General features: G+C 33.6%; 23 protein-coding genes. 5 read left to right on the top strand and 18 right to left on the bottom strand.

Annotated features, from left to right (window positions below):
• Positions 1-12: 12 nt before the first annotated feature.
• The 10 genes from murF to J4T76_RS07310 all read right to left on the bottom strand — a co-directional run bounded on the left by murF (position 13) and on the right by J4T76_RS07310 (position 10,585).
• On the bottom strand, positions 13-1,368 hold the full coding sequence (gene murF / locus J4T76_RS07355) for a UDP-N-acetylmuramoyl-tripeptide--D-alanyl-D-alanine ligase (RefSeq protein WP_267339906.1): 1,356 nt from the start codon (positions 1,366-1,368) through the stop codon (positions 13-15).
• Positions 1,365-2,915, bottom strand: a complete 1,551-nt coding sequence (murE, locus tag J4T76_RS07350; RefSeq protein ID WP_267345360.1) for a UDP-N-acetylmuramoyl-L-alanyl-D-glutamate--2,6-diaminopimelate ligase — start codon at positions 2,913-2,915, stop codon at positions 1,365-1,367. Before murE ends, murF begins: the two co-directional genes overlap by 4 nt.
• Before the next feature lie 13 nt (positions 2,916-2,928).
• Positions 2,929-4,707 carry a peptidoglycan glycosyltransferase FtsI gene (gene ftsI / locus J4T76_RS07345; protein WP_267339908.1) on the bottom strand — a complete coding sequence of 593 codons (1,779 nt, stop codon included), beginning with the start codon at positions 4,705-4,707 and terminating at the stop codon, positions 2,929-2,931.
• Positions 4,707-5,084, bottom strand: a complete 378-nt coding sequence (gene ftsL, locus J4T76_RS07340; protein ID WP_267339909.1) for a cell division protein FtsL — start codon at positions 5,082-5,084, stop codon at positions 4,707-4,709. The genes ftsI and ftsL overlap by 1 nt, the downstream gene beginning before the upstream one ends.
• Positions 5,074-6,012 carry a 16S rRNA (cytosine(1402)-N(4))-methyltransferase RsmH gene (gene rsmH, locus J4T76_RS07335; protein WP_267339910.1) on the bottom strand — a complete coding sequence of 313 codons (939 nt, stop codon included), beginning with the start codon at positions 6,010-6,012 and terminating at the stop codon, positions 5,074-5,076. Before rsmH ends, ftsL begins: the two co-directional genes overlap by 11 nt.
• An 18-nt stretch (positions 6,013-6,030) precedes the next feature.
• A complete protein-coding gene (gene mraZ / locus J4T76_RS07330; RefSeq protein ID WP_267339911.1) occupies positions 6,031-6,477 on the bottom strand; it encodes a division/cell wall cluster transcriptional repressor MraZ in 447 nt (148 codons plus the stop codon).
• Positions 6,478-6,892: 415 nt separating this feature from the next.
• Positions 6,893-7,591, bottom strand: coding sequence for a 6-phosphogluconolactonase (gene pgl / locus J4T76_RS07325; protein WP_267339913.1), 699 nt, complete (start codon positions 7,589-7,591; stop codon positions 6,893-6,895).
• A 13-nt stretch (positions 7,592-7,604) separates the two neighbouring features.
• The gene (gene zwf, locus J4T76_RS07320; RefSeq protein ID WP_267339915.1) at positions 7,605-9,065 is read right to left on the bottom strand and encodes a glucose-6-phosphate dehydrogenase; all 1,461 of its coding nucleotides are present in this window, start codon (positions 9,063-9,065) and stop codon (positions 7,605-7,607) included.
• Between the two features lie 181 nt (positions 9,066-9,246).
• Positions 9,247-9,531 carry a 50S ribosomal protein L25 gene (gene rplY / locus J4T76_RS07315; protein ID WP_267345362.1) on the bottom strand — a complete coding sequence of 95 codons (285 nt, stop codon included), beginning with the start codon at positions 9,529-9,531 and terminating at the stop codon, positions 9,247-9,249.
• A 181-nt stretch (positions 9,532-9,712) separates the two neighbouring features.
• Positions 9,713-10,585 (bottom strand): D-hexose-6-phosphate mutarotase, encoded by an 873-nt coding sequence (locus J4T76_RS07310; protein WP_267355553.1) that lies wholly within the window; start codon positions 10,583-10,585, stop codon positions 9,713-9,715.
• A gap of 199 nt (positions 10,586-10,784) precedes the next feature.
• On the opposite strand from J4T76_RS07310, the gene hemW reads away from it, so the two are divergent.
• Positions 10,785-11,918: a radical SAM family heme chaperone HemW gene (hemW, locus tag J4T76_RS07305; RefSeq protein WP_267355551.1), complete on the top strand. Its 1,134-nt coding sequence runs from the start codon at positions 10,785-10,787 to the stop codon at positions 11,916-11,918.
• Positions 11,919-12,168: 250 nt separating this feature from the next.
• Here hemW and J4T76_RS07300 read toward each other — a convergent pair whose 3' ends face one another.
• Both J4T76_RS07300 and J4T76_RS07295 read right to left on the bottom strand, forming a co-directional pair.
• A complete protein-coding gene (locus J4T76_RS07300) occupies positions 12,169-13,134 on the bottom strand; it encodes a sugar kinase (protein WP_267339922.1) in 966 nt (321 codons plus the stop codon).
• Position 13,135: 1 nt separating this feature from the next.
• Positions 13,136-13,963, bottom strand: a complete 828-nt coding sequence (locus tag J4T76_RS07295; protein WP_267339923.1) for a DeoR/GlpR family DNA-binding transcription regulator — start codon at positions 13,961-13,963, stop codon at positions 13,136-13,138.
• 343 nt (positions 13,964-14,306) lie between these two features.
• On the opposite strand from J4T76_RS07295, the gene J4T76_RS07290 reads away from it, so the two are divergent.
• Genes J4T76_RS07290 through J4T76_RS07275 form a run of 4 tightly spaced genes read left to right on the top strand, consistent with a single transcriptional unit; the run spans position 14,307 to position 18,004 of the window.
• Positions 14,307-15,161 carry a tagatose bisphosphate family class II aldolase gene (locus J4T76_RS07290; RefSeq protein WP_267355549.1) on the top strand — a complete coding sequence of 285 codons (855 nt, stop codon included), beginning with the start codon at positions 14,307-14,309 and terminating at the stop codon, positions 15,159-15,161.
• Positions 15,162-15,172: 11 nt separating this feature from the next.
• Entirely contained in the window at positions 15,173-16,093 is a 921-nt protein-coding gene (locus tag J4T76_RS07285; protein ID WP_267339926.1) for a 1-phosphofructokinase family hexose kinase, read from the top strand.
• Positions 16,094-16,105: 12 nt separating this feature from the next.
• Complete coding sequence (locus J4T76_RS07280; protein ID WP_267339927.1) at positions 16,106-17,521, top strand: PTS fructose transporter subunit IIC; 1,416 nt, start codon at positions 16,106-16,108, stop codon at positions 17,519-17,521.
• 45 nt (positions 17,522-17,566) lie between these two features.
• Positions 17,567-18,004, top strand: coding sequence for a PTS sugar transporter subunit IIA (locus J4T76_RS07275; RefSeq protein WP_267339929.1), 438 nt, complete (start codon positions 17,567-17,569; stop codon positions 18,002-18,004).
• 131 nt (positions 18,005-18,135) lie between these two features.
• On the opposite strand, the gene ribD is transcribed toward J4T76_RS07275, so the two are convergent.
• The 6 genes from ribD to J4T76_RS07245 form a co-directional block, all read right to left on the bottom strand.
• A complete protein-coding gene (gene ribD, locus J4T76_RS07270; RefSeq protein WP_267339931.1) occupies positions 18,136-19,245 on the bottom strand; it encodes a bifunctional diaminohydroxyphosphoribosylaminopyrimidine deaminase/5-amino-6-(5-phosphoribosylamino)uracil reductase RibD in 1,110 nt (369 codons plus the stop codon).
• Between the two features lie 9 nt (positions 19,246-19,254).
• Positions 19,255-19,707, bottom strand: a complete 453-nt coding sequence (nrdR, locus tag J4T76_RS07265; protein WP_267339932.1) for a transcriptional regulator NrdR — start codon at positions 19,705-19,707, stop codon at positions 19,255-19,257.
• A gap of 573 nt (positions 19,708-20,280) precedes the next feature.
• Positions 20,281-21,570, bottom strand: a complete 1,290-nt coding sequence (gene thrC, locus J4T76_RS07260; protein ID WP_267355547.1) for a threonine synthase — start codon at positions 21,568-21,570, stop codon at positions 20,281-20,283.
• Between the two features lie 118 nt (positions 21,571-21,688).
• Entirely contained in the window at positions 21,689-22,627 is a 939-nt protein-coding gene (gene thrB / locus J4T76_RS07255) for a homoserine kinase (RefSeq protein ID WP_267339934.1), read from the bottom strand.
• The gene (thrA, locus tag J4T76_RS07250) at positions 22,628-25,084 is read right to left on the bottom strand and encodes a bifunctional aspartate kinase/homoserine dehydrogenase I (protein WP_267339935.1); all 2,457 of its coding nucleotides are present in this window, start codon (positions 25,082-25,084) and stop codon (positions 22,628-22,630) included.
• A 355-nt stretch (positions 25,085-25,439) separates the two neighbouring features.
• Positions 25,440-25,769, bottom strand: a complete 330-nt coding sequence (locus tag J4T76_RS07245) for a hypothetical protein (protein ID WP_267345368.1) — start codon at positions 25,767-25,769, stop codon at positions 25,440-25,442.
• Positions 25,770-25,808: the final 39 nt, after the last annotated feature.

Genomic DNA, 25,808 nt, shown 5'->3' with positions numbered 1-25,808 from the left:
TATCCTGACTCACTATTGTTTAATATATATTTTTTCGATGAGTTCTTCCATTTTTGCACTACGCGACCCTTTAACAAGCATAGTTAATTTTGGATACTGACGTAGTAAAGTTAGCAAATAGCTAACTGCATCTTGTTTATTACTAAAATGGTGTCCTACACCACTAAACTCACTGATAGCCTGACTAAGTATACCAACACTTACTACACAATCAATTTGCTCTTGTTTAGCTATCTCGCCTATTTTTTGGTGATATTTTTCTGCCTCACTGCCAAGTTCAGCCATATCACCAACAACAAATACTCGATATCCTTGCTGCTTTGCTAAAACTTTGAGCGCAGCAGACATTGAACCAACATTGGCATTATAAGTATCATCTAAAATTAGTTGAGTTCGATTTAGTTTTATTGGAAATAACCGACCTTTCACTGGGTTCAAAGTAGATAAGCCTTTAACTACTTGTTCAAAATTGGCACCAACCGAAATAGCTAAAGCTGAAGCTGCAATAGCATTAGAAATATTATGCTCTCCAATTAATGGTAATATAATTTCGCATTCGCCATGAGGGGAATGTAAAATAAATCTTGTATATTCAGAAAGTTGAATATTACTAGCATAAAAGTCTGCCGACGAATTATTCAAAGAAAAAGTCCAGACAGTTTTATTTGTTAATTGAGTAAACCATTTATCACTGCAACTATCCAAATTAATAATTGCAATACCATCATTGGATAACCCCCGAAAAATCTCACCTTTAGCTATTGCAACACCTTCGATCGAACCAAAACCTTCAAGATGCGCCTCAGAAATATTATTAATTAAAGCACTTTGAGGTTTAACAATATTGGTTGTATAAGCAATTTCACCGATATGATTAGCGCCTAATTCTATAACGGCAAACTGATCTTGCCGAGTTAAACGAAATAGCGTTAATGGTACACCAATATCATTATTAAAATTACCTTGTGTATAAAGCGTTTGTCCGCAATTTTGTAAAATAGAAGCGATCATTTCTTTAACTGATGTCTTACCAGAAGAACCAGTAAGTGCTACAATTTTTGCTTTGCTTTGTTGGCGAATATATGCAGCTATTTTACTCAAAGCCAAATGAGTATTGCTTACAATAATTTGTGGTATTTCACTATCAATTTTATGATTAACTATCACCGCAATAGCACCATTTTTTATAGCTTGATCGACAAATTCATGACCATCAAAATTATCACCAATAAGTGCAATAAATACAGACATATTAGAAATTTTTCGCGAATCGGTACTAATAGCCTCAACTACCCTATTCTCATTATCGATATAATAAGATTTTCCATTTATCACTTGCTTTATTTTTTCAATACTTAATGGGATCATAATTGATTCTCAATTCCTAGTAACTGTCTGACTGTTTCCTGATCTGAATAGTGGTACTTCGTTTTACCAATAATTTGATAGTCCTCATGACCTTTTCCTGCAATTAAAATCACATCATTCGCTTTTGCTTGTGCAATTGTTTGCATAATAGCTTGTTTTCTATCTGTAATCACTTGTGTTTCTTGATTATTATAAAAACCTTGTTCTATATCCCGAATGATATTCATTTCATCTTCGGTGCGAGGATTATCATTAGTTAATACTACTTTGTCAGCAAATTGCTCGGCTATTTCAGCCATTAAAGGCCTTTTCCCTACATCCCTGTCTCCACCACAACCAAAAATTACCCATAAAGTTCCTTTACAATGAATTCGACTTGCTTGTAATGCTTTTTGTAGCGCATCAGGAGTATGAGCATAATCAACAATAATTGTTGGATTATTGTTTGAATGTATGACTTCCATTCGTCCACAGATTGGTTTAAGAAAAGATGCCATATTAATTACTGCAAAAAATGGATAATCAAGCGTTAATAATGTTGCTATAGATAGCAAAATGTTAGACACATTAAATTCACCTAATAATCGACTGTTAATAATGGCATTACCCCAAGTTGATTCCATATGAATTTTGGCACCTTTATCGTGATATTCGATCATAGATACACCAACGTAAGGGATATTTAATGCTTTTAAGCGTTTTAAAGATTTAGGCTGACAAGACACAGCTGTTACTTCTAAAAGCTTATCAATCCAACGTTTACCATATTTGTCATCATAGTTAATGATTGACTTACCTGAATTTGAAACTTGCTTTTCTTTTTCATCAGGATTGAATAATGACCATTTTGCTTTAGCATATTTACTCATGGTTTTATGATAATCAAGATGATCACGACTTAAATTAGTAAATACCGTTGCTGCACAATTCAAACCTTTCACTCGATTCATTACTAATCCATGAGATGAAATTTCCATCGCCAAAACTTTGACATGTTTTTTTACAAAATCAGCTAATAATGATTGAACATCTATAGCGGATGCCGTTGTATTAACTGATGGTTTTAGATGATTATAGATTCCATTTCCGATGGTACCTAAAATAGCTGTTTTGTCATTAAGAAGTGTTGTACATTGAGCAATAAGCTGCGTAATTGTTGTTTTTCCATTTGTACCTGTCACACCAATAACCGTTAATTTTTTTGATGGAGAATGATAAAAATCATTTGCAATAGCGGATAAACGCTGTGAAAGTTGAAAAACACTTATCTGTGGTATAAGCGATTGATCATCTTTCTTCAAATAATCAATTTTTAAATCATTCGATTTCCTATAAGTTTCAATTAAAACAACAACAGCGCCCGCTGTAATAGCTTGAGGAATAAATTTTCGTCCATCAACTGAATAACCTTTGATAGCAACAAATACATCATTTTTTTTCACTTTGCGACTATCAATTTGCAAATTATTAAGCGGGAAATCATTTAATTTTTGAGTGTGTTGTCCTCCTAATAATTTAAATAATGATTTAAATGTGCTTGTAGCCATCATTTACCACCTATTAATAAATAATCGTTTGACCGTCAATTTGCCGATCTGGTTTAACATTCATAGTTCTAAGTACTCCCCCCATAATTCGACTAAAAACTGGAGCAGAAACCGAACCTCCGTAATATTGACCAGCTTTCGGATTATCAATTATAACGACCAACGAATATTTTGGCCTTGTTGCTGGTGCAATCCCTGCTGTGTACGCTAAATATTGATTAACATAGCGTCCACTCGATAATTTTTTAGCTGTGCCTGTTTTAACCCCGACACTATAACCAGGTACGGAGGCTTTTGCTCCACCACCTGAAACAGCTACAGCTTCCATTAGTTGAACTACTATTTTAGCTATTTTTTCTGGCACAACTCGCTGACCATCGACTTGGGTATTTACTTTTAAAATAGAAACAGGTCGATAAATTCCATAACTACCAATAGTTGCATAGGCTCTTGCTAACTGTAGTGGTGTCACACTTAATCCATATCCAAAGGCGAAAGTTGCTCTTTCAATATCAGCCCATTTTCTGGTTCGCTCTGCGGCTATTGACCCATTAACTTCTCCACCTAATCCAAGTCCTGTTGTTTGCCCTAAGCCAAAACGACTATAATACTCAACAAGTTCGCTAGACTGCATTTGCAAAGCTAATTTACTCACGCCAACGTTACTCGATTTTTCCAAAATTCCTGCTAAATTTAATGATTTTTGATATGACACATCTTTAATCTCATAACGATTGACTAAAAAAGGTCTAGTATCAATAATGGTATTCAAATCCGCGATTTTCTTCTCTAACGCAGCCATAACAACTAGAGGTTTTACAGTAGAACCCGGTTCAAATGCATCTGTTACAGCACGGTTACGCAGCAAATTATAATCAATTGATGAGCGATTATTAGGATTATAAGATGGACTAGTTGCCATCGCTAAAATCTCTCCGGTATGTACGTCAATTAAAACTGCAGTACCACTGTCTGCTTGATTAAATGTAACAGCTTGACTAAGCTCGCTATAAACTAAAGATTGTAACCTTTCATCAATACTTAATATTAAATCTTCTGCTGCTTCACTTTCGGTTCGTTCTATTTCTTCAATAACGCGCCCTACTCTGTCACGTCTAATAACTCTTTGCCCTGATTCACCCGTTAACCATTTATTAAAAGTTTTCTCGATACCTTCAGCGCCTTTTTCTGTACCATTTTCATCGATATCAGTTAAACCAATAAGTTGAGCAACGTTCTCTGCTGCCGGATAGTATCGTTTTGAAGTTTTTGCAAATGAAATCCCTGGCAATTTTAATTGTTTTAAATAATTCGAAATTGTCGGCGTTATCTGTTTAGATAAATAAACAAAACGCATAGACGGATTACTCAATTTTTGCTCAAGCGTTGACATCGGAATATTAAGAATTTTTGCTAATCCTTGCCACCTTATATCAGTAGCTTTTACACCGCCTTTTTGCACAACAATTTTTGGATCAGCCCAAACATCAAACATTGGTACGCTAACAGCTAATGCTCGCCCATTACGATCGGTAATCATGGCTCTTGGAGCATCCATCTCTTGATGACGAATGGATCGCTTATCACCTTCAGCAATAAGTTTATCTGGTTCAATGATTTGCAAAATTGCCATTCGGATAATTAAACAAACAATAGCAAAAATAATAAAACCATATACAACATAGAAACGATTAGGAGTAAAAAACTGTTTTTTATTATTCAGTTTATTTACTTTATTTGTCTTTAAAACCTTTTTAGATTTATCTTTATTATTTTTTATAACAGGTTTCATTATTTACTCTTTATCACAATAACGGTTTCATTTTGCGGTGTCACGTAAGACATACCTAATTCATTTTTTGCTCTGTATTCAACACGTTTTGGATCTGCAAGTACATTTTCTTCAATGACTAAATTACGCCATTCACTTTCTAATACATCTTGCTCTAATAGAAGTTGTTCACGTTCAGATAGCTGCTTACGAACCTGCTGAGTTGTGATTAATACACATCCAGCAGACAAAATTATAAGAACTAGTAATAGTAATGAAAATTTTTGATACTCAATGAGATCACCAATAATTAGACCAAATAGACTCTTTCTTGGCCTTTTTTGGCTATCAATTTCTGCATATAAGTTATCAAAATCATTATTTTGATTACCGTTCATTTTTCCTTTCAGCTACCCTTAATATTGCACTTCGTGAACGAGGGTTGTGGTTAATCTCATCATCACTTGGTTTAACTTTGCCAAGTGTTTTCAATTTAGCCCGACCATATTGTTTAATTTGTTGTTCTGTTAGTGGTAATCCAGCAGGGAGTTCTGGTCCTTTACTGTTTTTATTAATAAATTGTTTAACTATTCTATCTTCTAAAGAATGAAAACTAATTATTGCTAATCGGCCTTGGTCAGCAAGTACTGATAAACTACTATTTAGTGCCTGCTCAACTTCTTCCAATTCACTATTGATATAAATGCGTATTGCTTGAAAACTTCGAGTTGCAGGATGTTTATATTTATCTTTTTTAGGTGTGGCTAGTTCAATTAAATTCGCCAACTCTAAAGTTCGGGTTATTGGTGAAATTTTATTTTGTTCAACTATGGCCCGTGCAATACGCTTAGCGAACTTTTCCTCACCAAATGTTTTTAGTACCCAAGCAATATTGCTTTCATCGCTACTCAATAACCATTCACTCGCAGTCATACCTCTATGGCTATTCATTCTCATATCTAAAGGGCCATCACGCATAAAAGAAAATCCCCTTTGTGGATCATCTAATTGAGGTGATGAGACACCAAGATCTAATAAAAAACCATCAACTTTACCGAGTAATCCTAAATTATCAATATATTGATAAACATTAGAAAATTCTCCTCGAATAAACGTAAACCGCGGATCTTTTATTTCTGTTGCGGCTTGTTGTGCTAAAGCGTCACGATCTATAGCAATTAACTTTCCTTGTTCGCCAAGTTGTTCAAGTATCAGTCGAGAATGTCCACCTCGGCCGAAAGTTCCATCAACATAAATGCCGTTTTTTTTTATATTCAATGCTGTTACAGCTTCACCTAATAAAACTGTTGTATGTTGATAGCTCATTAATTTTTTTACTCTTTGTTAAATAGTTAAACTTTTCAAATTATCAGATAAATTAGCAATATCGGATGGTAATGCAGCGATATCTTCACTAATTTGTTGATACCATATTACTTCATCCCAAATCTCGAATTTATTAGATTGTCCAACAAACATGATATGTTTTTCTAATTTGGCATATGCACGTAACGTTGGCGGTAACAAAATTCTACCTGAATTATCCATTGGACACTCAATTGCATAACCTAATAATAACCGTTTAACTCTACGTTCAGCCTCAACCACTGTTGATAGTGTTGAAAGTTGTTGCTCGATTCTTTTCCATTCAGACATGGAGTAAAGGGTAAGACAAGAATGATATAATCCAATAGTACAAACCATACCTTCAGACAAAAATTCACGGTAGCGAGTAGGGATAGCCATTCGCCCTTTACTATCTAAAGTGACTGAAGTTGCACCGCTGAACATAAAAGCACCGTTAGTAATAAATTTTAATTATTTTTTATTTGTTAATAATCAATTGGTTAAATAATTATGACTTTCTTGCCACTTAACCCCACTTTTTACCACAAAAGTTACAAAATTAATAGGCATTTAATTAATTAATTTCTAATTGTTTAATAGTACAGTTTTTTTTATTTTTAATATAAATAAGCCAAAAATCACAAAAGTTATTATTTTAAATAATAACAGAGTGTTAAAAATAAAATTCACATGATGCTACTACCTTTGACCATAAAAATTACACATTGATTAATGATATAGATTTATATGAGTAGAAATTTTTTGAATTAGTAACGACAGGAATTAATGAAATTTTACAACAAATTAATTAATTTATTTAAAAATCATTAGCCGACAAATGTCGGCTAATTTATATCATTTAGCAAGCTGACCAAAATCCAGTTACTTTAACTTTATTTTGATGTAGAATAGCTCGAATTGGCATTTGATTAACATCATCACCATTTTCTGCTTGCTCTAATACTGCCATTTTACTTTCTCCAACTAAAAGCAAATAGATATTTGTACTATTTAAAATAGTCGGCAAAGTCAGAGTAATACGATCAAGAGGGGCTGTTAAAGGAGTCATACCAACAACCTTTCGTCCTGATTTCATATCTAAGCCCAATTGCAAATTAGCTGCACCAGGGAATAATGATGCTGTATGACCATCTTCTCCCATACCTAAAATGATTACATCAAAAGGCATTGGTACTTTATTTAAAGTTTCGTCAGTAAGTTCAGCACCATCAAATGGATTATCATAACTATTTTTTAGTCCTATAAAATTAGCTAATTTTGCTTTATTTTGTAACAAATAGGTCATGACTAACTTTTCATTACTAGCATTATCAGTATCATCAACCCATCTATCATCAACTAACGTGATAAAAACTCGATTCCATTCTAGATCTTGTTGACTAAGTAAGTTAAATAATGGAATAGGCGTTTTACCTCCAGAAACAGCAATAGAAGCATGACCTTTTTTTTCAATTGCTTGTTTTAAAGCATTAACAATATGTGAGGTTAAATCTTCAATCAAAAACTGACTATTTTCATATTTGTTTAACGTAAACATATTTAATTTTCCTTTATTCAAATTCATGCCATGAATACCCATCTTTAGTGATTAAGGCAACCGATGCAACTGGGCCCCATGTACCTGCCTGATAAGTTTTTGGTGACTCTTTATCTGATTCCCAAGCGCTAATAATTGAATCAACCCATTTCCATGCTGCTTCGACTTCATCACGATGGACAAATAGTGCTTGTCGTCCACGCATAACCTCAAGTAATAATCGTTCATAAGCATCGGCTCGATGTTGATGAAAAGTTTCATTAAAACTCAGATCAAGCTTAGTTGTTTGTAATGTATGTGTACTATCTAATCCAGGAACTTTATTTAAAATTTCAATATCCATTCCTTCATCGGGTTGCAACCGAATAGTTAATTTATTTTGTGGTAGCTCTGGATAAGATTCATTAAATAAATTAAGTGGTAATGGTTTAAAATAAACAACGACTTCGGAACATTTGCTTGGTAAACGTTTACCTGTACGCAAATAAAAAGGTACACCAGCCCAGCGCCAGTTATCAATATCAACACGAATGGCTACAAATGTTTCAGTATCACTTTCTTTGTTTGCCCCATCTTCTTCTAAATAACCCGGTACATTAATACCATTTACAAATCCTGCTGTATATTGACCTCGTACAACTTTCTCACGAATGTTGTTTTTATTTATTGGTCTAAGTGCATCAAGCACTGCTATTTTTTCATTACGTAGGCTATTATCTTCTAGATTAGCTGGAGGCGACATCGCGATCATAGTTAAAATTTGTAATAAATGATTTTGCACCATATCACGCATTTGTCCAGCTTTATCAAAATATCCCCATCGACCTTCAATGCCAACTTGTTCAGCTACCGTTATTTCTACATGATCGATCGAATTTCTATCCCAAAATGAGGCAAACAATGGATTAGCAAAACGTAATGCTAATAGATTTAGAACTGATTCTTTACCTAAATAATGGTCAATACGATAAACTTGTGATTCACTGAAATATTTTGCTACTGAATCATTGATTTCACGAGATGATTGCAGATCAGTACCAAGTGGTTTTTCCATCACGATTCGATTCTGATCTTGATTTAATCCAGCTTCAGCTAGACCTCGACAAATAGTACCAAAAGCGCCCGGATGCATCGCAAAATAAAAAATAGTTGGTCGAGTTTGATCAAGTTTATTTTTAAGCTCTTTAAAACCAGAAAGATTATTAACATCCAATTTATGGAAGTTAAGCCGTTGGCTAAATCTTTGCCAAATATTATCATCCAATGGTTCTGACATAAAGGTGGTTAATGCATCTTTAGCAACTTCAACATAAGCAGCATGATCCCATTCTGCACGTCCAACACCTAAAATTTTGGTCTGTTTTGGCAATTTTCCATATTTTTCTAATTGATATAAAGACGGTAATAATTTGCGTCTTGTCAAATCCCCTTTAGCACCGAAAATAACTAAATCGCAAGCTGGGATATCAGACATGGTTCTCTCCTAAGATAGTAGAATATGATTTATTCTATTCTGTTGTATTACCTATGTATACCTAGTTAATGGGGTAAATCATAATAATAGGCATTTGCCTTATTTTTCTAAAATAAAAGGTCACCATGAAGGTGACCTTTATTTTAAATCTTTGATTGGATAATATCCAATTAAAATATAATTATACGCGTACAAAATCCATATGGACTAGTTTTGGCTTGAATGGGTGGCGTTGTACTGCTTGCACTTTCGCTTTAACCGCTTTACCGTCAACTTCAAGGGTTAAAACTTCAGAATAAAATTCTGGTTTTTCTTGCATATTAAAGATTTGGTTGTGATCAAGCACAACAGAGATTGCAGGTTCAGTTCCACCATAAATAATAGCTGGGAATTGACCAGCGTGACGCAGGCGGCGGCTCGCACCCTTACCATGCACTTTTCTAACTTCTGCTTTAAATTTAAACATTTTTATTTCTCTTAATTGTTTTAACATAAAAACCAATTACAGGCGACCCAGTAGTTGGCTATAAAATAGGTGCTTTAAAAAAAGCGCTAGCGATTATAAAGTTTTATCCAATTAAACGCAATCAAATAATACTATTGTCTTAGTATAATATTGATCGCGTATACAGCTAGAATAAAAATGATTAAATCAATTCTATCTTGAAACCATAAGTCGACTGTTTATTTAGTGACAATTTTAATGGTTTATTGATACGCCCTGCTTCAACACAAACCATATATCTATATTCCTCATCACCAAAATCAGACATTGCTTTAGATTTATCTATCCATGGATTCCAAGTAACCACATCACTTGCATCAGTAGTGGTAAGTTTAACAGTTCGAACATTATCATTAATAGTTATTTCAGTATTAGCATTTGTATAAATACGATCAACTTCTTGATTAAAAGTCATGTGACCAACAGTAACGGGGTTATTTTCAACAACAAGTCGTTCTTGATAAGTTTCACCTAATCCCTTAACAATAACATGACTAATATTATCAATACTAAAATAAGTATGCAGTGCACTGGTTGCTTCAAAGTCACCTGTACAGTTCAAAGTCACTTCACAAGTTTTACCTAAATGAATCTTTAAAGACACATTAAAAGGTTTGTCAAAATAAGATTTTGTTTGTTGATTTTGGGAGAGTACCAAAACAAGATTAACGCCATTATTATCTTCATTACATGAATCTAGAGTCCATTGAACAAGGCGAGCAAAGCCATGAGAAGGAGTTCTTGAAGCTCCAAACCAAGGCCAACAAACTGGTACACCACCACGAATTGCAACGCCTTTTTCAAATTTTGATTGTTTACTTAACCAAATAACAGGTGTCTGCTCTGTTGAAGGTTGCCAGAATAATAAATGAGCGCCTTGCAGACTAACAGCAGCACAACAACGATTATGTTGAATAACTAAAATAGGCAATTCACCAAATTTTATTTGTTTAACTGATGAGGTTAATAACTTTGATTCTGTAGTACTAGTTAAAATTTGTTTATAAATATTCATATTGACTCCTATATTTAACTTGATCGACGATCAATGTCATAAAAAATGAATTTAAATACTAGTATTGATTTTACGCTTTTTGAGCACATTATAAAAACGATATAAATGTAAATAAGATTTTTTCAGTTATTTAGAGTAATATACCCCGCACTCATTAAGTCATCATTTATCATTTGTCAAAAAATTTCAGGAAATTTGTATGTTACAGTATAAAATCCCAATAAGCCTATATATTCATATGCCGTGGTGTGTGCATAAATGCCCTTATTGTGATTTTAATTCACATACTGTGAAAAAAATCCCAGATTATGCAGCATATATCGATAATTTAATTAAAGATCTGCAACAAGATGCTGTTCTTTGTTCAGATCGTTCAATTCACTCAATTTTCATTGGTGGTGGCACACCAAGTCTATTTTCCGCTGAATTAATTTCTAATCTTTTGACAAAAGTTAACCAAATAATTCCTGTAAATAAGGATGCAGAAATTACAATTGAAGCTAATCCAAATTCTGTTGATGTGGACAGATTTAATGGTTACCAACAAGCAGGAGTTAACAGAATTTCAATAGGGATTCAAAGTTTTCAAGCCGATAAACTAAAAAATTTAGGACGTATACATAATCCAGAAGAAGCCATAAATGCAGGAACTCTTGCTCACAATCTAAATTTACGTAGCTTTAATTTAGATTTAATGCACGGTTTGCCTAATCAAAGAGTTAATGATGCATTATATGATTTAAAACAAGCAATTAAGATTGCTCCACCTCATTTATCTTGGTATCAATTAACTATAGAGCCCAATACATTATTTGGTTCTAAACCACCAATATTACCGGAAGATGATAATCTATGGGAAATTTATCAACAAGGTCATCAATTATTAGCTGATCATGGATATCTACAATATGAAACATCAGCTTATGCAAAACCAGATTTTCAATGTCAACATAATTTAAATTATTGGCGTTTCGGTGATTATTTAGGTATTGGTTGTGGAGCACATGGTAAAATTACGAGCTTGAATGGCGAGATTATCCGTACAATAAAAACACGTCACCCTAAAGGGTATCTAGAAGGACGGTATTTAGATAGATCTTATACTGTTACACAAGAAGAATTACCGTTTGAATTTTTTATGAATCGTTTTCGGTTATTTGAAATTGTGCCTAAACACGAATTTGAACAACGAACTTTCTTGCCGCTAAAAACTGTAAACAAACAAATTAATCTTGCTATTGAACAAAATTATTTAATTGAAAATGCACTAGGTTGGCAAGTAACCGAACGGGGAAAGCTGTTTTTAAATTCTTTATTAGAAATATTCCTATAGATAATTATAGGATAAATATTAATTTATTAATAGAAGAATCATGGTTTACATTTATTTAACGATATTAATACTAACCATTTAATTAATAATTTAGTTATTTTTACATACATTTTAGGAAAAAAAGTGCATACTTACGCCCGACAATGCATTTATTTCATTGTTTTCCTATTCCTTATGTTTTCCCAATAACTTTGTTATTGGGATTTTTTTCATTCACGTTTCTAGTTGAATAATAGCGTAATATTATTATTTAATGTTTATACTGAGCTATAAATTGTTTTAATTGAGTCAATGTAGAAGTTCCTTCCATTGGACCTGTTTTCGATACAGCTAACGCACCACTAGCATTAGCATATTGCAATGCATTCTTGACCGAATAACCAGCCAACATCAGACTGATAAATGTCGCACCAAAACAATCTCCTGCTCCTGTTGGATCAACTGGGTTTGTATTAAAACCGTCTACATGCAAAGTTAATAAATTATTGTTATCATCATATCCATAATAATTTGCACCTTTACGCCCTTTTTTTACTACAATGTGCTTAATACCTTTATTGAGTAATGACAACATTATTTGCTCTTCACTTTCATCGTCACTATTAGCAAAATAGCTTACTTCGCCCTCACTTGGTAAAAATATATCAGTATAGTCCATAATATAGTCAAAAGATTGCTCCATCTCTTGAATATTAAACATCTCTTTTCGTAAATTAGGATCGAACGAAATTGTCCCCCCCTTACTTTTAATAATATCAATTGCTTTACGCATCGCATCAATTGCACGAAAAGAATATAATGATGATCCCATAACATGCAAATGATTACAGTCTTTTAATAAGTTTTCATTGATATGATTGAAAGAGAGTAAACCACATGCACTATTAGGAATATTGAAAATAAAGTCCCTATCATTTGAGCCTTTATAAGTTACAAAGGCACTACCCGTATTAGCCTTATTATGAGTTGTAATACCATCAATAATAACCCCATCTTGCTTAAGCCGCTTAATACACATATTACCAAAGGGATCTTTACCGATACAGCTAAAAAAAACGACAGAAAAACCTAATTTTGCCACTTGATCAGCAAATATTGCTGGAGCGCCACTTGGGAAAGGTCCAACAAATTCACCTGTTTGATCAAAACGTTGATTTTGCCGCTTTGCTAAAAACTCAACAAGCAATTCTCCAATAGTACAAATTTTAAATTGCATATTAAGTTACCTTTGAATTATGATAAGTTATGCAGTATTTGTTTATAGCACGTTGCTTAAAATCTGAATCTAATAATTGTTGATGATATTCAGTAACAGCTGGTTTTGATAATATTACAACATCCAGATGTTTTAATTTTCCAATACTATAATTATCAGATAATAAAAATCGCTGAGGCATAATACCAATGGTATGATCAGCATTTTTAAATATCTGTTGATAAGTATTTTGTTGTTCACTATTTTCAATCATCAATTGATTATGAGCATTGATAGCTGCTAGTTCAAAAATAAAATGCGAAATATGAAATTGGTTAAGGATAGGAGTTAATGTATTACTATTTTGGAGCGTATTTCCATCTTGTAAAATCCCTCCAATAAGAATAACTTCTGCATCAGAAAATTCTCTAACTAATTGAGCATTCCTAATGTCATTCATAATCAATCTTAATGACTTCTTATTATGCAAAAAAGGGATCAGTTTTCGAATTGAATTACCATGACTTAAAAAAACAGTATCACCATCATTAATATAATTTAAACAATTTTTTACTAAATCTATTTCACCACCCTCTATACCTATATTAATACAATTTGGTGGTTCAATATTTGTATGATTAATCAAATTTTCTGGAGAAATATAAATCGCTCCTCCAAAAGAACGTTTTAAATATCCTTGTTGTTCTAAATAAGTTAAATCTTGTCGAATAGTAACATTCGAGACCCGAAGCATGTCAGATAACTCATCCACTTTTACTTCACCTTGCTTACGTACGATTTGGGCAATATCTAATCGACGTTTTAGTAGGGCTGAAGACGCTCTAGCCAAATTTTATTTCCTATATAACTGATAATTATTAAAGCGAAGATAATAAAATTTATCCTACTAGTGGTCAATATTAATTGCTCCAATAATTACTTAATCCTTTTAAAAGGATTAAGAAAGATTATATTGTTTTTACAACCTGATATAGCTGATGAGTAGTTAACCGCTAAAATTAAACTTTAGCAACAAATTTATTATTTTTTGAATATTAAAATCCATTTTTGTGATCTTTCTCACTCTATTAACACTAGTATAACTTTCGTTTTGCAAGCATAATTTTTATTAATACCTTTCAATTAAAAAGTTATTATGTTTGGTAATTTATGCAAATTTAAGGAGAAAACACATGTCTATCATTTCCACTCACAATATGTTAAAAAAAGCACAAAAAGAACATTATGCCGTTCCTGCCTTTAATATCCATAATTTAGAAACCATACAAGTCGTTGTAGAAACAGTTTCTGAATTACAGTCACCAGTTATTTTAGCTGGAACACCTGGTACTTATAGTTATGCTGGTACAGAAAATATTATCGCCATTGCTGAAGAATTATCGAAAAAATACAACATTCCTTTAGCAATTCATTTAGATCATCATGAAGAATATAACGATATCGCTTACAAAATTAATTCTGGTATAAGATCGGTAATGATCGATGGTTCACACTTTCCTTTCGGAAAGAATATTGCCATCGTAAAACAAGTTGTTGAATATGCTCACCGTTATGATGTCAGTGTTGAAGCAGAACTAGGGCGTCTTGGTGGTGTAGAAGATGATTTAATGGTAGATGCTAAAGATGCCTTATATACAAATCCAAAACAAGCAGTCGATTTTATTGAAAGGACGGGAATAGATTCACTCGCAATTGCAATAGGTACAGCTCATGGACTTTATAAATCTGAACCAAAACTTGACTTTGAGCGTTTATCAGAGATCCGTTCAATGATAGATATTCCATTGGTATTACATGGTGCTTCAGGTGTTCCTGATAAAGATGTTCGTGAATGTATTAAACGAGGTATTTGTAAAGTCAATGTAGCAACAGAATTGAAAATCGCTTTTTCTAATGCATTAAAACACTATTTTATTGAGCACTCTGATGCTAACGATCCTCGTGATTATATGAAACCAGCAAAAGCGGCAATGAAAAAGATTATTGAAAAAATTATTACTACTTGTGGATGTGCAGGTAAATTATAGAGGCCAAAATAATGATCTATACATTAACACTTAATACTGCAATTGATATGAATATACATTGCCAAGAGTTAATTCCATATTCGGTTAATCGTACATCACATACGAAATACAGTCCAAATGGTAAAGCGGTCAATGTTTCAATAGTTTTGCATACATTTAACAAACCGACGTGTGCATTAGGATTTTTTGGTGGTTTTACTGGCAAATATATCGTTGAAGAATTAACTAAGATGCAAATTCATACGATACCTTGTTTTATTGACGATATCACACGAATTAATGTTTTTATTAACGATGGGCAAAAAGAATATAAATTGGTAAGTAAAGGACCTTTTGTTCCAGATAATAAAAAAACAGAAATGCTAAATATTATCCATACTCTTGAAAAAAATAGTTATTTGGTCATTAGTGGCAGTTTACCAAATAATATTGAATCTGATTATTATCAATCTATCATGGAATTATGTCATACACAAAATATACAAGTTATTTTGGACATCAGCCATCCAAATTTAAAGCAATTACTCACTTATCATCCCTTGTTAATTAAACCAAATGATGATGAATTAAATGATATTTTTGGATTGAAAACTCAAACAATCAAACAGGTCATTACTGCTATAGAAACAGTACATTCATTTGGTGCTCAAAATATTTTATTAACAATGGGATCGAAAGGTCTCTATTTTTCAAATGGACAGCACATTTGGTTTTGTGATGCCGTTACAATCAAACTGGTTAGCTCTGCATGTGCAGGTGATGCATCGTTAGCAGCTTTTTTAAGCGAGTGGTTACCAGAACAAAAACATATTGAGAATGCAATGAAAAAAGCCTCAGCAACTGGTGCTAACGTTGCTGAATCTGATGGCTTAGGTCAACTGAATAAAATCAGTTCCTATATGGAAAAACTAGCCGTAATCCAAATTAAATAAAAGGGAAATGTTATGAAGAAGATATTAGCCGTTACAGGTTGCCCGACAGGCATTGCCCACACTTATATGGCAGAAGAAGCTTTAAAAAGCGCTGCGCAAAAAGCAGGAATACAGATAAAAGTTGAGACAAATGGTGCTGGAGGTGTTGACAATGCAATTACTGATGATGATATTGCCAATGCTATTGGTGTAATTATCGCAGCTGATAAAGACATTAACCCCGATCGGTTTGATGGCTTGCCCGTTATTGAAGTTCCCGTTAAAGATGGTATTCATAAAGCTACAACATTAATAGAACAAATTACTTCTGGAATGATTCCCATTCGTAAAGGAAAACAAAATAGCACGATTAATACGACACCATCAAATCAATTCGTAAGAAAAGAGTCAATAGGACGCCAAATTTATAAACATTTAATGAGTGGCGTATCAAACATGTTGCCTTTTGTAGTAGCTGGTGGTGTCTTAATTGCTTTATCATTTTTATGGGGAATCTATTCTGCCGATCCAAATAATGCTCAATACAATGAGTTCGCAGCGTTATTAATGAAAATAGGTGGACAAGCATTTAACATAATGGTACCAATCTTTACAGCTTTTATTGCTTACTCCATAAGTGGAAGGCCAGCGATGGTTGCAGGGTTTATTGGTGGATTAATAGCCAATATTACTGGCGCTGGTTTTTTAGGTGGCATTATAGCTGGTTTTGCTGCCGGTTACTTGATGCTTTATGTCAAAAAATCACTTAATGAACTACCTCGTTCATTTGAAGGTCTTAAATCCATTTTTATTATGCCGTTAATTGGTGTATTTGTAATTGGATCAGGTATGTTCTGGCTTGGTGGACCAATAGCAGGCATTAACAATGCAATGAAATCATTCCTTGAATCATTACAAACTGCCAATCCAGTTCTGCTCGGAATAGTTATTGGATCAATGTGTTCATTCGACTTTGGTGGACCTGTTAATAAAGCTGCCTATGTAACAGGTACTATGTTATTGGGTGAAGGTAATTTCTACTTTATGGCTGGTGTTTCGGCTGCTTGTATTGTGCCACCTTTTGTTATTGCTTTTGCAACAACTATTTTTCGAGATAAGATTTTTACTGAAGAAGAACGTGCCGCTGGGATAGTAAATTATATTTTAGGGGCTACCCATATCACCGAAGGGGCCATTCCATTTGCAGCAAAAGATCCATTACATGTCATTCCTATCATGATGTTATCTTCCGCTATCGCATCAGTATTGACATTTATTTGTCAAATACAAGTACCAGCACCACATGGTGGTTTTTTAGTACTTCCATTAGTTAATAATCCATTTCAATGGGTTGGTTGTATTTTTGCTGGCGCGTTAGTTGGAGCAATATTATTCGGTTTACTGCGTATTCATCAAAACCGACAATTAACGACGAAAATGCCTAAATAAATTACTATTTAATATTCTGTTATGTTCAATTAATAAGGAGATAAAATGAATAATTTTAAACTAACAGCCGATGACATTTTAATTATTGATGGATATTATTCTAAATCACAAGCAATTCAAACTGTAGCAGAAAATATGATTAAAGCTGGTTTAGTAAAAGATAATTATACTCAAGCTATGTTAGATCGTGATGCACAAATTTCAACATTTTTAGGTAATGGTATTGCTATTCCACACGGAACTACAGACAAACGAAATAGTATAATTGAAACTGGTTTAAAAGTAATTTACTATCCACAAGGTATAAGATGGGATGAAGATAACAACATTGCTTATGTTATAGTTGGTATAGCAGCTAAAAATAATGAACATTTAAATGTGCTAAGACAACTTACGCGAGCTGTGATTGATGAAGACACAATAGAGCGAATTCAATCAGTTAAAAAACCAGAAGATCTATTAACAATTCTTCAAGGAAACTAATATAACCATCCCATGAGAAAAATAATGTGAATTCATGGGAGTTTATTTCTATTTTATTAACAATCACTTTATTATTTCAAGTCGTTATGTTATTCAAAATAAGGTTATTGAACTACCATCAAGAATGAAGTTTACTTTCTTTTTAAAATAATTCTTAAATCATCGCCCATTGCTGTTACAGATTCAAATTTAAATTGGGGTGCTAGAGATAATTTTCTTAGATGAGGCAATACACATAAATCTTTTGCATTATGACCTAGCAGTTTAGGTGCATAATATATTATTAGTTCATCAACTAAATTTTCTTCAATCAAAGCACCAGCAAGATGTGCTCCTGCTTCAACCCAAACAGAATTAATTTGATTTTTACCTAATTGCTTTAATAATTCAACTAAATTTATATGATTTTGAGCTGAAGATTCAATTATCAGCTTAGTGTTGGATTGAGTAATTGGGATATTTTCCTTTCGCACTATCCATGTTTCAGCTGATTGACTAAAGATATTTTCATTCCCTGTTAATCGATTTTTACTGTCTATGATAATGCGAACAGGTTGTCGAATATTTTCTTGTGAATAAAATTTTCTGATCTCATTAGGTAATTCATTATATCTAACCGTTAAACTGGCATTATCAACTTGAACTGTTGCTCGCGTACTCAAAATACAACCAGCCTGAGCTCGAAATTGTTGAACATCTTGTCTTGCTACACTTGAAGTTATCCATTTACTTTCGCCCGATGCCATAGCAATCTTTCCATCTAACGAGGAAGCGAGTTTAAGTTGGACATAGGGTATGCCTGTGCGCATACATTTTAAAAAGCCTTTATTAATGGCTTCAGCTTGATCAGTTAGAACACCAACAATAACTTCAATTCCAGCGCCTTTTAACCGTTTAATACCATTACCTGCAACTTTTGGATTAGGGTCTTGCATAGCAATAACAACACGAGTTATACCTGAGTTAATCAACGCATCAGCGCACGGAGGAGTTCGACCAAAATGACTACATGGCTCTAGTGTTACATAAGCTGTTGCTCCTTGAGCCTTATCACTAGCCATTGTTAGTGCATTCACTTCTGCGTGAGGCTCCCCAGCTTTTTGATGATAACCTTTGCCGATTATCTTATCATCTTTAACAATAACGCAACCAACATTCGGATTGGGAGGAGTAGTAAAGCGTCCAAGTTTAGCAAGCTCGATTGCTTGCTGCATATAAAATTGATCTTTATCATTAATCATATAACGTAATTATTTTTGTTGTAGTTTAGCGATTTCGTTACTAAACTGCTCAATATCATGGAAGCTGAAATAAACGGAAGCAAAACGGATATAAGCGACTTTATCTAAATCTTTAAGTTCTTCAATCACATAATTACCAATAAGTTTAGCGGGTATTTCACGTTCTCCCGTTGCTCTAATTTTTGATTTTATACGCGTAATTGCATCTTCAATAGCATCAAAAGCAACAGGGCGCTTTTCTAATGCGCGTTTTATACCATTGCGCAATTTATCTTCATTGAACGGCTCACGAACTTTATTACTTTTGATAACATTAGGCATAATTAATTCAGCAACTTCAAATGTGGTAAAACGTTCATTACATTCTACACATTGTCGACGACGACGAACTTGAAAACCCTCACCAACAAGGCGTGAATCAATCACCTTAGTATCATCAGCATTACAAAAAGGACAGTGCATAAAATCATCCTAATAACGTCACAATTAACATTACAATAGCTGAAAATATCAATTAAAACAAGGTTTCAATAATGAATGATTATTTCATTAATAAATTAATAATTTTGCTTAGTTTAAGCATAATTAAAATTATCCAATATTTCTCATTGATTTTCTTTAAAAACCTGTGATATATGAATAAAAAAGACATCTTTCATTCATATCATTATTTTCATTGCCAGCATGTTAAAACGTAGATTAATGTATAAAATTTGAAGCGTTTTTAGTCATAATGTAAAGACCGGATAATAAGATAAGCTCGAAAGAATAAGGTAGAAAATTGAATATTTTAAAATATCACAATCATTTACAGTGAAACAACAGGCGAAATCAAAAAATGCAAAGATTTATTCAATCATAATGTTCAAAAATAAAGAATGTGAATAGTAATTCAAGATTAGCATTAATGTTAATGTCATAAAATTATCACTAACAGAACAATTATAAAAAGATAAAGCAATGATCGTATAAATTAGATTAATACTAATAATGAATAAAAAACTCCGTCGCCAAACTAACGACGGAAATAACAATTTACCAATCTAATTTGATCAAAAAATCACGCAATTTAGTAAAATCATCAGGCATGTAATGAGAGAGTAATATCATATTCGCACGCTCACTAAGGGCTTTAGGTAAAGTAATGGATTTACCAAGAATTTCTTCAACCACTTCTTTAAATTTAGCTGGATGTGCAGTACCTAAGAATAATCCGTATTCTCCTTTTTGTAACTGATCACGCAGTGCACGATAAGCAATTGCGCCATGAGGTTCAGAAAGGTAATCTTTTTGGTCAAGTTCTCGCACAGTCTGTTTGCATATTTCATCAGAAATTGCAGCATGACCAAGTGATGTAAGCACCCACCCTTCTCTTTTATAAATCTCTTCAATACGTGGCCAATTATTAGGTTGGCTAACATCCATGGCATTAGATAGCGTTGCTACCGTTGCATGAGGCTCCCATTTACCTGTTTCCAAATAACGCGGCACTGTATCATTGGCATTGGTTGCAGCAATGAAACGTTTAATTGGTAACCCCATTGTTTTAGCAAGTAGACCCGCTGTCAAATCACCGAAATTACCGCTCGGTACAGAAATTACTAATTGCTCACGTTGTGCTGGAGTTAACTGTGCAAATGCTTCGAAATAATAACAAACTTGTGCTAATAATCGGCTAATGTTAATAGAGTTAGCTGAATTTAAGCCAATTGCAGTTTTTAATTCTTCATCATCAAATGCTTTTTTAACTAATGCTTGGCAAGCATCAAAATCACTTTGTATCGCAATAGTATGAATATTATCACCAAGTGTACAAAATAGCTTTTCTTGTAAGGGGCTAATTTTGCCTTCAGGATATAAAATTACTACTCGAATATTAGGTAGATGATAAAAAGCATGGGCAACTGCTGCACCAGTATCACCAGAAGTCGCCGTTAGAATCGTAATTTTTTTGTCAGCAGCGACTTGCACCAAAGCCTGAGCCATAAAGCGACCACCAAAATCTTTAAAGGCTAATGTTGGGCCATGGTATAATTCTAATGAACCTACATCCTCTTCCACTGATTTGACAGGAGCAGGAAACTGAAACGCATTTTTCACCAATCTATGCATATCATCATCACCAATTTCTTCACCAATATAGGAGGATAAAATCTTGGCACTACGACTGACAAAATCCAGTTCTAATAATGTATCTATTTCATTTAGCGAAAATTTTGGTAAATTTTGAGGAAAAAATAGACCTTGTCCTCTTCCTAATCCTTGTTGTACCGCTTGTGCAAAGCTAACTTGCTGTGAATGATCTTTTAAATTGTACAATTTCATAATATTTTCCGATTATCCTAAGGCTTATAAGGCTTATATTGTTTATTTTATCTGTTAGTCATTTGTAGACCTAACAATAACACGTTGGAAACTTTCATTCTTTCTATCGTAGAAAAAGTTATATCACTCTTGTGCCTTGTTTATCTATTTTGCAAATATGGGTAAAACCTTCCTCATTTTGTAAATAGCATTTTTTCAGCAACAATTCAATTTGCTGGGCCGTTTCAAGCTTGTCAGCAATGACAAACATTGTCGGTCCTGATCCTGAAATACCAGATGCTAAAGCACCAAGTTGTTTGACACGATTTTGCGTTTCATCAAAGTTAGGTAATAATTGTTTACGATAAGGTTCTGCAATATTATCACACAGCATTGCAGCAGCAAGTTTTGGTTGATTCGTGTAACAAGCATGAATGAAACCACCGACATATCGACCATGAGCGATGCAATCTGCCTTTTGATATTGCGCAGGCAGAATAGCTCGTGCTTGAGCTGTCGATATCTTGATACCAGAATAAGCCATTATCCAATACCAATTATCAAAATGTGGAATGGATTCACTAATAATGCCCATTTCATCAAGGATAAGTTGCATTCCACCCAAATAACACGGTGCGACATTATCGTAATGCACGCTCCCAGATATCCGACCTTCAAGTTCACCCATCATTGAAAGCATTTCAAACTCATTAAATGGTTTATCATAAAACTCATTTAAAGCAACCAGTGCTCCCACTACCGAACATGCGCTCGATCCTAATCCTGAACCAATTGGCATATTTTTTTCAAGCGTAATACTGACTGGTAGCGTTTTACCCATTACTTCACAAAAGCGCTGCCAGCATTGATATACAATATTGTATTTAGGATCGCTTGGTAATTTTTTAACAAATATTCCTTTACTTGTGAGGGAAAATTCGGTTGCAGTTTCAACTGTAATAAGATCACCTAACATTACACCACTGATCGGATTAATAGCTGCACCTAAAATATCAAAACCAACACTGATATTAGCCATTGATGCTGGCGCATATACTGTTAAAGATTTATAACTCATTTAACCTCCGATTTTACCCGATGTAGTACGTAAAATATCAGCAAAAACACCAGCAGCAGTTACCTCATTACCAGCTCCATAACCACGTAGTACTAATGGAATTGGTTGATAATAACGAGTGTAAAACGCTAAAGCGTTTTCGCCATTCTTAACTTTATAAAGAGGGTCTTCACTATCAACGGCCTCAATTCTAACACTACATTGATTGTTTTCTATACTACCAACATAACGTAACACTTTTCCCTTTTTTGAAGCTTGTTCAGATTTCGTTTTAAATTCAGAATCTAATTGCGGCAATTTAATCATAAATTCATCAATATTGCCTTGTGAATATTCAGTAGGTAGCACAGATTCGACATTAATTTGATCGAGTTCAAGCTGTAATCCAGCTTCTCGCGCTAAAATAAGTAATTTTCTTGCTACATCTGTTCCCGATAGATCATCACGAGGATCTGGCTCAGTAAAACCTTTCTCTTTAGCCAATTTAGTTGCTTCAGACAATGACATTCCTTCATCAAGCTTACCGAAAATGAAAGAAAGTGAGCCAGATAATATCCCAGAGAATTTAATAAGATCGTCACCGGCATTTAGTAAATTTTGTAAGTTTTCAATTACCGGCAATCCTGCACCTACATTAGTATCATATAAGAATTTTCGTTTACTTTTTTCTGCTTCTTGGCGTAAGCGCAAATAATAGGCCATAGAGCTTGTATTTGCTTTTTTATTTGGAGTAACCACATGGAAACCATTAGCTAAAAAGTCGGCGTATTTGTCCGATACTTCGCTGCTTGAAGTACAATCGACTAAAATTGGGTTAAGTAATCGGTTATTTTTGGCAAATTCAATAATACTATCTAACGTGTATTTCGTTTCACTCTGTTTGATTTGTTCACGCCAATTATCAAGAATAATACCATCTCGATCAAGCACACTGTGTTTTGAATTAAATAAACCACATACCCGCAAATCAATCTGTTTGTTTTTAAGCCATTTTTGTTGACGACCAATTTGATCAACAAGTGCACCACCAACACCACCAACACCAATTATAAAGACATCAAGCATTTTATCTGTACCAAATAGCATTTGATGAGCAACTCGGACACCCATTACCGCAACATCGTTATCAACTACAACTGAAATTGAACGTTCAGATGAACCTTGTGCAATAGCGACAATATTGATATTTGCTCTAGCTAATGCAGTAAAGAAATTAGCTGATAATCCACGTAAAGTCCGCATACCATCACCCACAACTGAGATAATAGCCAATCTTTCAATAATTTCAATCGGTTCAAGTAATCCATCTTTTAATTCTAAAAAGAATTCATCGCTCAACGCTTCTTTTGCACGAAAAAGTTCAGATTGTGGTACACAAAAACTAATACTGTATTCAGATGATGATTGAGTGATAAGAACTACAGATATTCCTGCATAAGACATTGCCGAAAAAACTCGAGCTGACATCCCAACCATACCTTTTAAACCAGGACCAGAAACGTTAATCATAGCCATATTATTTAAATTAGTGATCCCTTTTACAGGGGTGGTAGAATCGACAACATTTGCACCAATAAGTGTGCCTTGTGCGTCAGGATTATTGGTATTTTTTATCAAACATGGAATTTGAAATTGTGCAATAGGTAAAATAGTTCTAGGATGAAGAACTTTAGCTCCAAAATAGGAAAGTTCCATTGCTTCTTGATATGACATAGTTTTTAATAATTTAGCATCTGGTACAATCCTAGGATCACAAGTGTAAACACCATCAACATCGGTCCAAATTTCACAACTATTTGCTTTTAAACAAGCTGCGAGAACTGCGGCTGAATAATCAGAACCATTACGGCCAAGTACTACCAATTCACCCTTTTCATTACCCGCAGTAAAACCAGGCATTAAAATAATGTTTTGTTGAGGAATGCATAGCTGCGCAATTCGATGACTTGATTCAGGAATATCAACAGTAGATTCTAAGTAACTACCTTGAGCAATCAGCATTGTAACAGGATCTATTAGGGTGATAGTATGACCTTTCGCTTTAAGCAGCTCTTGCATAATAGTAATTGACAGTTTTTCACCACGACAAATAATTGATGCATTGATACTATCGGGACATTGACCTAATAAGCGAATTCCTTCCAACAATTGCTTGATTTGATTTAATTCATTTAACGCAAAACGTTGCATTTCCTCGTAAGAAAAATTACGTTGTGCTTTTGCAAGACCAGCTAACAAATCAGCAAAAATTTTTTCGGCATCATAAATATTGTTTTTGATATCTTGTCCGGCAACCGTTTTTTCAACCATCGCAACTAGATGATTAGTAATTTTAGCAGGTGCCGATAAAACAGTAGCTGTTTGTTCTTGCTTAGCATTATTTTCAATTATTTCTGCAACTCGCAAAAAACGTTCTGCGTTAGCAACAGATGTTCCTCCAAATTTTAAAACTTTCATATCACACCTTACTTATCTTTTTTATTTATGCCATTACGATTCAAAATACAATTATTCGACTTTTTTATATCGATAGGTATTATGAAAACCCCTTAGTCTTATAACTTATGTTATAACACTATTTTTTAACTATAGTTAATGTTTAAAAATATTCAATATACAATAAAAAACCCGCCTTTTAGGAGCGGGTTTTTTATATTTATTTGGGAAAAATCAACCCGCCCTAGATCGTGTAATAGTACCTAAGGTGCCTGTAATACCTGTCATACGGGTTGGAATAATCATTATTTTTCCTAAAACTTTTTTCTTAAACTCTAAACAAAACAGCCCGACATTTTCATGTCAGGCTGTAATTTTAAAAAACTTTTTTGCTGTTTTCGTACTCATTAACAACTTTATTCAAAGCTTGATATATACATTGTGCATCTTGCTTATTCAATGCTTCATCCAGAATATTGAGGTACGATAACATTAATTTCTGATTGTCTTCGGCAAATTGTGGTGATACTTCTTGATCTTCATATAACATGACATAAGTGCGAGCAAATCCAAATATCAAAAAATAAACCGATGCATTTTTCGGATCTTCTTGAATCAATGCCCTCATTGCCTTGCGTAGTTTTACATAACTATCGGTACCAGGCAAACTTGTCGCAAATGTTTTCGTTACTTCAGAAAATGTCATTGCAATAAACCTCAATCAAAATCACAAGAAGAAAGGATA

The organism is Gilliamella sp. B3022, assembly GCF_028751545.1.
GTDB lineage: Bacteria > Pseudomonadota > Gammaproteobacteria > Enterobacterales > Orbaceae > Gilliamella.
Note: the sequence above shows the minus strand (reverse complement) of the source record. Positions and strands in the feature narration are given on the sequence as shown.